A 13898-nucleotide genomic window follows, 5' to 3' on the forward strand; every position below is an offset into this window, starting at 1 on the left:
TTTTTTAGAGAGACTAGCCTTCCTCTCCCTGTTTTTCTGTATTAGCAAAGAGGGATTCTGCCTTGCTTACAGCACTGTGGCGGAGTTCGTGAGCACGCGGAGCCAAGACCTGGGCCTTAGCATCGGCGTCCTTCTCGGACCATTCCTTCTCGCCGAACACGTCGAGGTCACGTTCCACGAGCTGGGAGGCAAGCTTCACGTTCTGGCCGTTCTTGCCAATTGCCTGTGCGAGGTTGTCGTCGTTGATGACCACCACCACGCGGGAAGTGCCCGGCACTTCATTGAGCATCACGACGTTCGCCGGAGAAAGCGCACGGGTGATGAAGGTCTGGATATCCGGATTCCACTGCACGATGTCGATGCGTTCGTTGCCAAGTTCGCGCACGATGGTCTGCACGCGGGCACCCTTCATGCCCACACATGCGCCGACCGGGTCGATCTTCTCGTCGCGGGAGTACACGGCAATCTTGGCGCGGTAGCCCGGTTCGCGAGCAACGCCCTTGATTTCCACAGAGCCTTCGTAAATCTCCGGAACTTCCTGGCGGAAGAGTTCCTTGAGGAAGTCGCCGCTTGCGCGAGAGAGCACGACCTGCGCGCCGTTCTTCGCGGATTCTTCCACGCGGGCGATAACGGCCTTCACGGACTGGCCCTGCTGGAGGCGTTCGTGGCCAATCTGTTCGCGGGGCGGAATCATGGCTTCGGTCTGCTTGCCCAGGGAAACAATCACGTTGCGGCCTTCGAGGCGGAGCACTTCGCCGCTGATCATGGAACCGATGCGGTCCTTGTAGGTGTTCATGATCTTCATGCGTTCGGCATCGCGGATCTGCTGGGTCAAAAGCTGCTTGGCGGTCTGGATGGCCTGGCGACCGAAGGAGGTGGTCGGAACTTCCATTTCGAGGAAGTCACCCGGCTGCGCGTCCTCGTTGTATTCCTGCGCCTCGGCAACGAGCATGTAGCCTTCGTCCATCTCCTCGACTTCCTCGGCGGTCATGTTCGGGTCGTAGTCCGGATAGTCGTCCACCACTTCGACGCGGAGGAACACGTGGATTTCGTTCGTTTCCTTGTCGATATCCACTTCAATCTTCTTATCGATGTGCAGGTACTTGCGTGCGGCAGAAATCAGGGCCTGCTTGAGTGCGCCCTCGATGACGGAGTCGTCCATGTTCTTGGCGTCCATCACTTCCTTGAGCACTTCAACCAGATTAACCTTGGGTTCGTTCTTTTTAGCCATTTTAGACCTTCCTATTATATTTGTACATCTACTTTCGCAACCAGCACCTCGGAGCGGGGAACGACCATGTCGCCCGCGTTACCCTTGAGGGTGAGCGTCAAACTTTCTTCGTCTGCAGCCTTGAGCTTGCCCGTAACGGGCTTACCGGTGCTGCGCGTGACCCGCAAAAAGCGACCGATGTTGCGGGTAAAATCGGCGACCGACTTCAAGGGGCGGTCCAACCCGGGGGACGAAACTTCGAGCGTGTACGCCCCCTCGATAATCTCCGGGTCCAGGTCGAGGGCATCGGAAAGGTGACGGCTCACGCTAGAGCAGTCGTCAATCGTGACGCCTTCAGGCTTGTCGATATAGAGGCGGAGCGTCTTGCGCTTGCCCGCACGGAACATGTCCTGTTCCACCAACGTGACGCCTACGGCCTTGCATGCCTCGGCGATAAGCGTATCCAGTTTCTGGTTAGCCAAATAGACCTCGTATAATAAACGGCGTTCGTATACGGCCCCGAAATCTGCTCATTTAAGCCGAAATCGGGTCCACGAACGTCAAGACGCACCAAATAGAGAAATTTTTTCGCCTTCGGGCAACCGGCAAGGCCGGAAACAGGGGCTATTGAAGGGGGAAGCGGGGCTTACTTTATGATCCAGCGTTCCAGTTCCTTCCACCAGTCGGCAAGCAGGTCGCCCTTCTCAATGCTATTTACCAGTTTCTGCTTGGCCTCTTCCTCGTCGAAGCGGCCAACACCCTTGAGGGTTGCCCCGAGGGTAAAGTACGTCTCGCCCTTGCAGGAACTGCCGTTGAGGGCAACGACCTCGGTACAGGTAACGCCGAGCCCGCCTTCCTTGCACTTCGGGTCCGAAAGTTCAAGGCTCAGCACGAGCCCGATTTCGCAGGCGGAATCGAGCACCGTCTGCAAAAAGACCTTCTTGGAAAGTTCCTGGAAAATCTTCGCGCCCTCCTCGGCCTCGAGCACGCCTTCGAAATAGATATGGTAGCGGCTCTTGAATTCCTTGTAGCCTTCCTGCGCCTTGTTGTAGCTTTCCTCAATCTCCGCCTGGTTGTCGGCAAACCCGAGCGACTGCAGCACCTGCGCGGATTCCCTGTAGTGCGAGTACGCGGCAGTCATCTTGTCGTAGTTCGCGAACTTCTCGAGCGGGTGGTTCGTCATCTCGAGCACGGCCATCGAGGACACGAGCGCATCGCGGGCGCTCTGGTAATCTTCGCGGTAGGGCTTGGCAGCATCGCTTTTCGACATGCAGGCGACAACGCCCACGACGCCTTCGCGGGCAACAGTTTCAAGCACGCGCACGTCCTGGCGGTTCCTGAGCGTCGCGGACACCTGCGAGGTGCGTTCGTACGACGACGTGACACTCTCCTTGCCTTCGGCATTCACGTCCGAGCCGACCTGAGCCTTGCTGATGGAGGTAACCGAGCTCTGGATCTGGATGGCAATCTGGTTCACCGCATTCTCGAGAGCGTGGTCATAATCGCCCGCAAGGCCCGACCCGCGGAGGTTCCCCTCGGGGCAGGTATACAGTTCAAGTTCGTGAGATACCGGCACCTGCGGAGGAGGTGGCGGCGGGGGCGGCTGCTGCACGACTTCCTTTGAAGAGCAGCCGAGAAGGATCAGGGCCATACCGCCCAAGGCAAGTGTATTACGCGAGAGTTTCACAAATCACTCCTAAAAGCACTGTTTTTACGCAAATAATATAACTTAAATGTAGTATTAGTGAACTTTTCTTAACAGAAAATATTGTGAAAAAGAATAGCAAAGCGGTCAAAAGCGGAGTCTACCGCCCCACGAGTACTTCGGAAAGGATGCTTTCGCTCTCGGGGATGCGGAGCGCCTTCTTGAGTTCGGCCTCGCAGAAGAACGGCTCGCGGCGCGCGAACTTGCCGAGCCCGCGGGCCGATTCGCGCAGGATTTCGGCGACGTACCCCGCGTTCATGTTCAGGTAGCGGTAGGCGCGTTCGCCCAGCATGTTGCAGGCCTCGTCCAGGTCGGCCGTGAAGATAACCGCAAACGAGACGTTCTCTACGGAATCGTCGCACAGGTGCGCGCCGGCGAATTTTTTGCGGTCGCTGAAGTTTGTCTGTAAAAAGAGCGACTTCTTCACGGGCAGGTAGCGGTAGAGTCCCGGATAAACTAACTGCACGTCGAAGGAGAGCACCCAGATTTTCAGGAGGCCCGCGCCGAACGCATTCAGGTTGCAGATTTCCATCCAGCGGAGCACCGTCGAGAAATCGTCGAGGGATGCCTTCCAGGGTTTGAAATTGCGGAAGCTGACCGCGCCGGGCCCGAGGAACTCGTACTCGCGGAAAAAGTATTCGTTCGGGAACTTGAGCGGGGTCAGCGGGAATTCCTCGCCCTTGAAGGGGCTCGCGACCACGCGGCACACCTTCATGCAATGCGAGAGGTCTGTAATGCATTCCACGCGGTTCTGGAGCATGAACCGCGCTATGTAGCGGTTCGCGCCCTCGCTCGAAACCGGGTGCATCTCGGTGCGATTGCTATAAGCAAATTCAGATACGGTCTCGTACTTCTTGAGCGCCTTTGGCATAATGCAGAGCGCCGCGAGCGGGACTTCCGAGGGGGAAAGCGAAAGAGCCACGGCCACCTCGTCGTCGACAAAGGCGCTGAACGGGATGGCGATGCCCCCGAGGGAGCGCGCGAGGATGGCAACTAGCCCGGCGTAACTACCCGCGTCCAGTTGCAACTCCCTGTAGGCGGCCTCCTTGTAGCGCCACACGATGCGGTCGAGGATCCCTGTAAAGAACAGCGTTATGCCCGCGGCCTGCATGATTTCGTTCGGCGGGAAGGCGCCCTTGAGCGTCTCGATGTTCGCGCGCCGAGCCTTCGCATTGGTCGGTGATAAGGTTCCTGATGAGGTTGGTGAGCCTGCCGAACCAGCCGAAGGGGCCGAACCACCAGCGGGCAATTCAACCAGTTCGTCTGACGTGGGGTCGAAATAATAGAGCCCGTCGGGGATGTTCTGGCCCTGCAAGAGCGCGTACACCCCGATGGAGCGCAGGCCATCGGCGCACACGTCGTTTTTCAATTGCGAAAACACGCGGTTGAGCATCGAGGAAGGCTCGCCCACCAGCGAGAAGAGGTCGCCGTCCAGCGCCTTCGTGTGGTTTTTAGACACGGAGTAGCGCTTGGCCCCCGCAAAACGCTTGTCGGGCGGCATGCGGGTTTCCCAGTGCAATGTGATTGGGTCCCCTGCCGAGCGGCGGGAATAGCGCAAGGAATCGTGATATGCGACGGAAAAGAAGGGCACGGGCAAAATATATTAAGAATTGCGCCCGATGGCGGGCGGATTGCGCAAGATGCGGGCGGATTGCCCGCAAATTTCCCATAATTAATGTGTTTTTCCTCAAAAAACCGTAAAACACTTGATACACTTTAGCACATTTTATCCCATTGAGAAATTCTCCGGGGAACATAATTACATATATTAGACTCGTAAAGTAAAAGAGGTATACTATGCTTTTCAAGAAAATACTCCCCATCACCGCAGCAGGCATCCTCGCCATCGGGCTTTCCGCCTGCGGCGATTCCGACAGCGCATCTAACCCGAACAACACGCCCGAAGATCCGGGCACCGTCCCCACCGACTCCATCCCCGACAATCCGGCCAACCCGGGCGACAGCATCGTCCCCCCGACAGACTCCCTGCCGCCTGCAACCGACACGGCTACAACCGAATTCACGGTGCCCGAAGAGGCAGCCGAAATCACTCCGGCAATCACTATCCCGAAAGAGGCCGGCAAGGGGTTCCTCATTGACGATTTCGAGGACGGCGACAACGAGAGCCTTATCCCGAAGGCATTCTGGTACACCTACGACGACAACGACAACGACGGCGCGTCTGTCATCCTGACTCCGCTGAACGACGAGGGCTACCCGAAGGCAAGGCGCTCCGACAACGGCACCGAATACGCATTCGCCGTCTACTACAACCTCGACAAGGGCGAATACGCCTACGACCCGTACGTGGGCTGGGGCGTGCAGATTCCCGACACGCTCAACCTAGCCAGTTTCGGCGGCATCAGCTACTGGTACAAGGGCGGCAAGCACGAAATCCACGTGGAGACCTCCGACGTGAAGGACTACGACGTGCATCTCGCCACCGTGAAGGCCTCGCGCACATGGAAGCAGGTCTTTATCCGCTTCAAGGACCTCGCACAGGGCGGCTGGGGCGAAGAAGTCGAATTCGACCCGGCCCACATCACCGCAGTCAGCTTCCAGGCCAAGGGCAACCGCGTGAAGGACTCCGTGCTCATCGACAACGTGTACTTCCAGGACACGAGCGAAGTCGCGAAGGACACCGCCGACATGCAGATCATGGACCCGGAAATCCCCGAAGTGACCATCGGTGATATTACCATCGCAAACCCGCTCCAGGAAAAGGCGATGAAGTACCTCAACAAGGGCATCAACATCACCAACTGGCTCGAAGAAGACAAGACCTACTTCAAGGGCGAATTCAAGTTCAATGAGGATGACGTGAAGCTCATGGCCGACAACGGAATCAAGTCGCTCCGCTTCCCCATCGACCTCGACAGGTACGCCACCAACCGCGATGAATTCGTGGCCGACACCACTGGCGCCACCGAACTCAAGTTCGACGACGCAAACCTCTTCGCCGTACTCGACTCCTTCGTGGAATGGACCGGCAAGCACGGCATGTCGTTCGTGATCGACTACCACGAATACGACAACAGCTACAACGCCACCAGTTCCAAGAACCCGCGCTACATGAAGATGATGGCGAACGTGTGGAAGCACGTGGCAGCCCACTACGCAAGCAACGAACGCGAAGACATCTTCTACGAACTCCTGAACGAACCCGACATGACCAACGGCAAGGCGACTTCTACCAACTGGCGCAAGGCCGCACAGGAAGACATCGACTCCATCCGTACGGTCGACAAGAAGCACACCATCATCTTCGGCGATGCTCAGTGGTATTCCATCTCGCTGCTCACAAAGGGTCAAAAGCTCAATGATGACAACGTTATCTACGCAATCCACACCTACGAGCCGTTCGTATTCACGCACCAGGGAGCCAGCTGGACCGACCTCAAGAGCATCAAGAACCTGATGTTCCCCTACGACAAGGAAAGATGGTCTGAATATAGCGCCGACTTCGGTGTCACCAAGGCTGTTCCCAGCAACTACAAGAAGAACATCCAGAACTACTATAAGCTTGGCAGCAAGGAATACATCCTCAGCCTTATCCTGCCCGCCAAGGAATGGGCCGTAACGAACAACGTGCCGGTCATCATCAACGAGTTCGGCGCCTACAACGTGAAAACCGACAAGCAGTCCGTGCTCAACTACATGGCTGCGATGAAGGAAATCAGCGATACGCTCCAGATTCCGCTCACGCACTGGGGCTACACCGGCGGCTTCTCGCTGTTCGAATCCACCGACGGCGTGAAGGGCACCCAGCTCATCGAGGGCATGAAGGAAGCCTACGGTCTGGAATAACTCTTTTTCAAAGTTCTCCTCCTAACACAAGCGCTGTGCGGGCAACCGCACGGCGTTTTTTGCTTTTTTTTTATGGGTTTTCAAGCACGAATTTCCTAAATTTATAAGACAATGCTCTTCAACGCGAAAAAGATCCGCGCTAAGGTTGCGGCTACACTTGCAGGCACGTTACTGCTTGCGGGTTCCGCCTTTGCGGCCGGTTTCTACGGCAACCAGAGCGACATCAAGTGGAAGACCGCAGACACGAAGCACTTCCAGTTCATCTACCCGCAGGAATACACCGAGCATGCCTCCGCGCTTTCCGCATATGCAGAAGCAGTCTACGATTCGGTGGTGGGCCGCTACAAGAAAGACCTGCCGGGCCGCGTGAACGCAGTGCTCAACAACGCTCTCTACAGTAACGGTAGCGCCGTCCCGAGCGAGAACGCGGTAAACCTGTGGCTCACCAACTGGGATTTCAAGATCCGTAGCAGCCACGGCTGGCTCGCCGACGTCATCACGCACGAATTCAGCCACCTGGTGAGTATCGAAAACGGGAGCAAGTTCAAGCCGAGCATCTACGGTGTACAATTCAGCTACACCGACTACTACAACGAGCGCATCACGAGCGACTTCGCGACGTTCCTCCCCTTCACGCTGCAGCCGCTGTGGTTCGCCGAAGGTACGGCGCAGTTTGAATCCGCCCGCATGGGCTTTGACGCCTGGGACACACATCGCGACATGCTGTTGCGCGTCGCAGCCCTGAACGATACCCTGCTCCCGCTCGAATACATGCACGACTTTTCGGACAACTCGCTTTTTGCCGAACTCGGGCCCTACACGCAGGGGTTCTCGCTCGTGCTCTACATCTCGAAGCACTACGGCGAAGACGCTGTCCCGAAAATCTGGACGGAACTTTCGAAACCCTACCGCGTGACGCTCGACGGGGCACTCAAGAAAATTCTCGGGATTAGCGAGAAGGAACTCTACGAAGCGTGGAAAAAGGAAATCACCGAGGCGTACAAGGCGCAGAAGGATTCCCTCGGGCCTCTCGTCGAAGGCACGAAGATTACCGCAGACGCCTTCTGGCAGGACTTCCCCGTAGTTGCGGGCAAACACCTCTACGGCGTATCGAACTTCGGCGGGCCGTGGTTCGACGGCGCGGTTTTCAAGATGCCGCTGAAAGAGACGAAGGATAGCGCGGAAGTCAAGGACAGTACTGCAAACAAGATCCCCGCCTCCGCGGGGATGACGAAGGAAAATGAAAAAGTTGACGGCGTCGAAATCGGGATGATTTCCATTGAGGAAGAGGAAGGCGATTCCACCATCGACATAAACGACTACGCGAAGAGCGGGTTCCGCGCGAAGAAGCCCTGGTTCGACAAGGGCATCGACGTGTACGACGCCCCGGAAAAAGGCCCGATTCTCGCCTACGTGACGTTCCAGAACCGCGACAAGGACGGGCACGCCCACTTCGACATTGCGGTGAGCGACACGAACAAGAACAAGCTGAACCTCACCCACCTCGTGGACGCGGTCTACCCCGCATTCAGCCCCAAGGGGAACGAAGTCGCCTTCGTGCGGCGCGAACCCTTCAGCACGCGCTTCGTTTTGAGCAAGGTTCCCTTCACCGCAGACTTCAGCGAATACACGGCAGAAGACCCGATAGACATCTACGTGCCCGACGCGAAGTTCAGGTACTACAACATCTATAGCCCCAAGTACAGCCCCGACGGCAGGCGCATCGCCTTCAGTTTCTTTGACGACGTGCATCGCGGAATCGCCGTGATAGACGCTGACGGCAAGAACATGAAGGTCGTGAGCACCGAGGGCTACGACGAGCGCGACGTGAACTGGATTGACGACAGCAAGATTGTTTTCGCAAGCAACAGGAACGGAATCTTCAACCTCATCGAGAAAAACATCGACACCGGGTACGAACGCCCGCTCACGAACGTGGTCGGCGGCGCATTCACCCCCGTACTCGCGGGCGACACTCTCTACTTTACGCAGTACGACAAGGACGGATTCTCGCTCTACAAGCTCCAGTACACGAGCATCGCGATGGTGAACGACACGACGATGAACGTGACGGAACGCGACAGTACCATCCAAGTTGCCGATACCGTTTGGAACAACTGCGAAGCAACTGATTCTACAAAGATCCCCGCCTCCGCGGGGATGACGAAGGAAGGGGCCTCCGCGGGGATGACGAAAGAAGATGCCTCCGCGGGGATGACGAAGGACTCCGCTTCGGTAGACTCTATCGCCGCTGCTGTCATTCTGGAGCGTAGCGATAGAATCCAGAGTGACAGCATCCAGGCCAACGCGACCGCAAACTGCACGACAGAGCCGACAGTCACGATGCGCGATTCAGCCATCAAGCTCATCGACACGACATTCACCATCACGCAGAGGCCCGCCCCGAGCGAAATCGTGCTCAAGGGTTCGCCCCTCCCGCGCATAGAGAAGCATATCGAACTCGAAAGCCGCGAATTCGCCGGCACCGAGCGCGACTACAAGCCTATCCCGACAGTTCCGCTGTTCATCCCGATGCTCGCCTTCTACGAGAACGCCCCCGACCTCACCGTATTCGGCGACGGGCAACTCAAGGCAAAGATTGGGCTTGCCGCCATCATCGCGGACCCGCTCAAGAAGAACACCCTACAAATCGGCCTCATGCTCGAAATCGGGAACGGCATCGACTACATCAACGGTTCCGGCCTCAACCCAGAACAAGAAAAAGAATTCTTCGTCGCATGGGAGAACAGGAGCACGCCTATCGATTTCGGGATTTCGTACACGTACGCGAGCTACACGAGCAAAGATACCGTGCGTTACGAGGACGTGCGCGCCAATGACGGGGACAGCCTCGGCATCAGCAACTACGCAGTCCCGATGCAGTCGATTGTCGCAATGGCGGGTTACAGCCCGTTCAAGAGCGTCGACACGCTTCAAATTGCCGCAGGTTACGACTGGGCAGACTTCAACCTTTACGAAGACAACTTCGCGTGGACATACCAGAAGCGATTCAGCGTGATGGCGCTATTCGGGCTCTACGGCGACAGTGAAGGCGAGGACGGAACGGGAATCAGCGGGCAGGGCGACGGAGCCGTAATATCGTACCAGTATTCCAACAGCGACCTCTACCGCCCCGGCACATTCGCCGAAAGTTTCGTCGTCACCGAGAGCGGGAAAATCAAGCCCAAGTACAGGAATTTCAACATACACGAATTCGGCCTGAGCCTCTACGGGAGCATCCAGAGTCCACTTACCGGAGCGCGACTCGCCGCAGGTGCTAAGCTCGGAGGCATTTTCAACTGGGATACCGACGCGAAGGATTCTACCGGCGCCAAGGTGGATACGCTCGACTCGTACTATTACAGCGCCGTGTTCCTGGAAGGCTACCCCTACCTGCGCAGTTCAGAGAACTACACGCGCGCAGGCACCAAGACCGCTATGGCGGAAGTCCATTACCTGTTCCCCGTCTACGACGACTGGCGTAAGGGTTTCTGGATTTTCGAAACACGCGCATTCTACATCGACGCATTCGCGCAGATCGGTGCCGCATGGAACAGCAAGTGGTTCGATACGGACAAGTTCACGGACCACGATTTCTGGGACCGTTCTGCGGGCCTCAGCTTCAGGTGGAGCAACAAGATTTTCTACAGCATTCCGCTCGACATAACGCTCACGTTCGCACGCGCACTCAGCCGCATCGGCGACGATGAAGGGCGCGAAGGCAGTTGGAAGCCCACAACAATCGACGTGCCGCTTTTACCGGACGCGATTGCGCCCACGCGGATCAAGTTTACGCTCGGAATGGGATTTATCAATAGCTGGCAGTAAAGATCCCCGGTCGGAGCCGGGGATGACGATTGTGCATCGGTCGGAGCCGGGGATGACGATCATGCATCGGTCGAAGCCGGGGATGACAGCTACATTGCCTTCAACGCGGCAGCAAGTTTTTTCTTCGCATCGGGTACGCGCGAAAGCACTACGTCTTCAAGCAGGCAGCACATGCGGTAAGGGATTTCCTCGTAAGCGGGGATTTTCTCCGGCTTAGCGATGTAAAAATCGAGCCCTGCCTTTTTTGCATGGTGCAAGAACACGGACGTAAGTCCGGGTCTCGCCTTCTCGAGCCCGCTTGCATGCAGCCCTAGCTTCTGGACATCGCCCAGGATATGCGCGTACGGCAGATTCGCCTTCACGTAGCGGCACACCTTGAAGAGCAGGTTCATCGCATCGTCCAGCGGTTTGCCCTCGTGTTCCACGCAGGGTTCGAACACGATATCTTCGGCAAGGAAATTGAGTTTGCCCACCAGCAGGCGGTACATACGCTCGATAATTTCGGTTTCGCGCGCGAAGGTATCTGCAGTGCCCTTCTCGTCTTCGGCAAAGCATACCAGCGCAAACCCGCGCTTGCGAATTTCCATTGCCTTCGTGAGGAAGATTTCTTCACCTTCCGAAAGGCTTATACTGCGGGCGATTCCCTTCCCCGAAATGCATTCGATTCCGGCGATAAGCAGGTCCCAACTGCGGGAATCCATCATCACCGGGCATTTCGCAAGCGACTTGTCATCGAGCATCTTGCCCATGAACGCCTGTATCTGCGGAGGCTCTGTATCGTAGGAATCCAGGTTTACGTCCAGGATTTCGGCACCATAGGTAACCTGCCTGTGCCCGAGCGCAACGGCATCGGCAAGGTTCCCTTCACCAAAGATTTTCGCGAACTCGGGCGATTCCTCCCGATTGAACACGTTGCCCACGCAAATGCAATTCCCCGCACCTGCTACCGTCATGGGTGCAAGCCCGCTCAACAGCATGTTGTACCGGCGGGCAGGGATTCGGCGGGGGCGGCTTCCCTTGAGCGCCTTCACCATGAACTTGAGCGACTCGGGCGTGGTTTCCTTGCCGCCACCCACGATATTCACGAGGCCCGAATCGGCATAGCGCCAGAGTTCCTTTGCGCGGCCCTTCACGGAATCGCTGTCGTGGGGTTTCATGCCCTCGAGCGAAACATCCACCATCACGCTCATGCGCACGGGAGCATTCTCGATTTCTTTCAGGAGGTCATGCAGGTCACTCGCGTTCTCTCCCGCCGAAAGCCCGATACTGAATACCGGGAAACTGCTCACGGTATGCTGTAACGCCCTTGCGGTAAGGCCTGCCAGCGTGCCTGCACCCGCTTCGGCAATTTCGCCCGAAACCATCACGGGCACAAGTTCCTGGCGTTCGGAACACACCTTGAATACGGCGTGCAGGGCCGCCTTCACGTTCAACAGGTTACGGAACGAATCCAACAGCAGTATGTCGGCATTCCCGTCCAGAAGGCCACGCACAACCTCGCTGTAGGCATCGACCAGTTCACGGAAGCCCACATCCGCGGAATCTTCCGCAGGTCCCATCACGCCCGCGACATACTTGCGTTCGAGCGTCTGGCCCAGCTTGCCCGTTTTGCACTGAAGAATGTCGTCGTTGTATTCGGCAATCGACTCGCAGGCGATGCGCGCCCCTGCAAGGGCAATGTCGTACGCCATATTCTCGAGTCTGAACTTCCCCTGCACAATCGGGTTTGCGCGCACGGTGTTGGTGCGGATAATGTCGGCACCCGCCTCCAGGTAGGCACGGTGGGCCTTTTTCACGACCTGTGGCGCAGTAACGCAAAGTATATCGTCGTTGCCCTGCAGGTCCACCGCGTGGTCCACGAACATTTCCCCGCGGTAATCTTCTTCACGCAAATCGCACGCATCAAGAACAGGCCTTGCCGGCCCATCCATCACAAGAATGCGCCCGATGCTCGCCCTCGCGAGTTCCTGGTAGGACTTCGAGAGGTTCATGGAACTATCTCCGCGTGTTCGGGACCTCGCCCGGGAGCAACTGCCCCGGGCTCGTGCGCTGGGCATCGCGCCCCTTGAAATTCGGATTGTACTGTTGCACCTTCGCCTTCTTCACCTCGGACTGCACCTCCATCAGGTGACTTTCCCAGTCCTTCATCGCGTCGTCAAGTTCGCCACGCGCCTGCAGCATGAGTTCGCGCAGTTGCAGCAGTTCTTGCATCTGCTCGCGTTTCATTATCCAGAGTTCCTCTTCCTCGGGCATACGCTCGATATTGAAGAGCAGGTTCAGGTAACGCTCTTCCGCTTCCTTGTACGCCTTGTACGTTTCCTTGTACATCATGTAGCGGTCGTCGACCATCGTCTGCTGGGGCGAAGGGTGCGAGGTACAGCCCGAAAGTACCGCCGCAAAAGCGACAGCAAAAACGGCACAGGCTTTGCGGAAGGGGGTCATCATAGGCTACTCCGCGGTCTGGTTGCGCTTGATGTTGAAGAGGCGTTCGTGCGTGATGTTGCTCTTGAAAGTGACCGTGTCCTTCGTGACCGGGTGCACCATGTAGTGCGTCCCCACCTTCACTTCGCGTTCCTGGCACGGGATGCCCGTCTCGGGGTCGATCATGATTTCGAACTCGGTGTCATATTCCGCCTTGTGGCCGGCAGTGTACGCCTTGAATTTCTCGGGCACGATATTGCTGTTCACGTGCTGCTCCCAGATGTAGTACGGGAAGCTTTCCGTCTCGTGCAGGTAAATCTTGTAATCCAGGCAACGACGGTGGTCACGGTTTTCGAAGCCCTTCGTGACAACGGAATCAATCTTGATGAGCGCAAAATTCAGGCGTCCCTGGTCCTTGAGCATCTGCGTGACGTTCGCCTTCACGGGCACTGTACCCGTAAGCAGGTGGTCCATTTCCCAGCGATGCTTTTCAAGGCGGCGCAGGTGAGGCTTGTAATCGGGGTTCAGGAGCTGCTTGCGCCAGCGTTCGGGCATCGGGATGTGCGCGAGAAGCGTGTCGTAACCGTCATCGAGGCCCGTAATGCTCGTCACTTCGCGGTCAACGGCCGCAAGGTTCACCTCCTTCACGCGCCACGCAAGTTCGGAGGGCATAAAATTCTTGAGGTAGCCGCGGGAATTGTTCAAGCGGTACAGGCGCTGCACTTTCGTGGTATCGCCCGCAGTAGAGTAGTTCAGGTCCACATAGGCGGCAGTAATCGTGCCCATCTGCTCTTCGCCCTTCAGGTCAATCGTCGCGAAGTAGCTTTCGGTATAGACCTCCACGTCCACAGGCTGTGCAAGCTTGTAGTTGAGCGTAACCTCAGATTCGCCGCAACCGACAAGGGAAAAAGGCATAACACAAAGAGA

At 57.1% G+C, this 13898-nt stretch carries 9 protein-coding genes; 2 read left to right on the forward strand and 7 right to left on the reverse strand.

Features of this window, described 5'->3' with window-relative positions:
* Window positions 1-13: 13 nt before the first annotated feature.
* From nusA to BUB22_RS07710, 4 genes are all read right to left on the reverse strand, one after another.
* The gene (nusA, locus tag BUB22_RS07695; protein WP_083535450.1) at window positions 14-1231 is read right to left on the reverse strand and encodes a transcription termination factor NusA; all 1218 of its coding nucleotides are present in this window, start codon (window positions 1229-1231) and stop codon (window positions 14-16) included.
* A 14-nt stretch (window positions 1232-1245) separates the two neighbouring features.
* Window positions 1246-1692, reverse strand: a complete 447-nt coding sequence (gene rimP / locus BUB22_RS07700; protein WP_073114621.1) for a ribosome maturation factor RimP — start codon at window positions 1690-1692, stop codon at window positions 1246-1248.
* 164 nt (window positions 1693-1856) lie between these two features.
* Entirely contained in the window at window positions 1857-2897 is a 1041-nt protein-coding gene (locus tag BUB22_RS07705) for a hypothetical protein (protein ID WP_139258846.1), read from the reverse strand.
* Window positions 2898-3015: 118 nt separating this feature from the next.
* The gene (locus BUB22_RS07710; protein WP_073114685.1) at window positions 3016-4506 is read right to left on the reverse strand and encodes a nitroreductase family protein; all 1491 of its coding nucleotides are present in this window, start codon (window positions 4504-4506) and stop codon (window positions 3016-3018) included.
* A 206-nt stretch (window positions 4507-4712) separates the two neighbouring features.
* On the opposite strand from BUB22_RS07710, the gene BUB22_RS07715 reads away from it, so the two are divergent.
* Together BUB22_RS07715 and BUB22_RS07720 are read left to right on the forward strand one after the other, a co-directional pair.
* Window positions 4713-6722 (forward strand): cellulase family glycosylhydrolase, encoded by a 2010-nt coding sequence (locus tag BUB22_RS07715; protein WP_073114623.1) that lies wholly within the window; start codon window positions 4713-4715, stop codon window positions 6720-6722.
* A gap of 111 nt (window positions 6723-6833) precedes the next feature.
* Window positions 6834-10550, forward strand: a complete 3717-nt coding sequence (locus BUB22_RS07720; RefSeq protein ID WP_073114624.1) for a PD40 domain-containing protein — start codon at window positions 6834-6836, stop codon at window positions 10548-10550.
* An 89-nt stretch (window positions 10551-10639) separates the two neighbouring features.
* Here BUB22_RS07720 and BUB22_RS07725 read toward each other — a convergent pair whose 3' ends face one another.
* From BUB22_RS07725 to BUB22_RS07735, 3 genes are read right to left on the reverse strand one after another with little or no spacing between them, the layout of a single operon-like run.
* A complete protein-coding gene (locus tag BUB22_RS07725; protein WP_073114625.1) occupies window positions 10640-12541 on the reverse strand; it encodes a homocysteine S-methyltransferase family protein in 1902 nt (633 codons plus the stop codon).
* 4 nt (window positions 12542-12545) lie between these two features.
* Entirely contained in the window at window positions 12546-12995 is a 450-nt protein-coding gene (locus BUB22_RS07730; RefSeq protein ID WP_073114626.1) for a hypothetical protein, read from the reverse strand.
* Between the two features lie 3 nt (window positions 12996-12998).
* Window positions 12999-13886, reverse strand: coding sequence for a GIY-YIG nuclease family protein (locus BUB22_RS07735; RefSeq protein WP_073114686.1), 888 nt, complete (start codon window positions 13884-13886; stop codon window positions 12999-13001).
* Between the last annotated feature and the right edge of the window lie 12 nt (window positions 13887-13898).

The organism is Fibrobacter sp. UWCM, assembly GCF_900129735.1.
In the GTDB taxonomy this organism is placed as follows: domain Bacteria; phylum Fibrobacterota; class Fibrobacteria; order Fibrobacterales; family Fibrobacteraceae; genus Fibrobacter.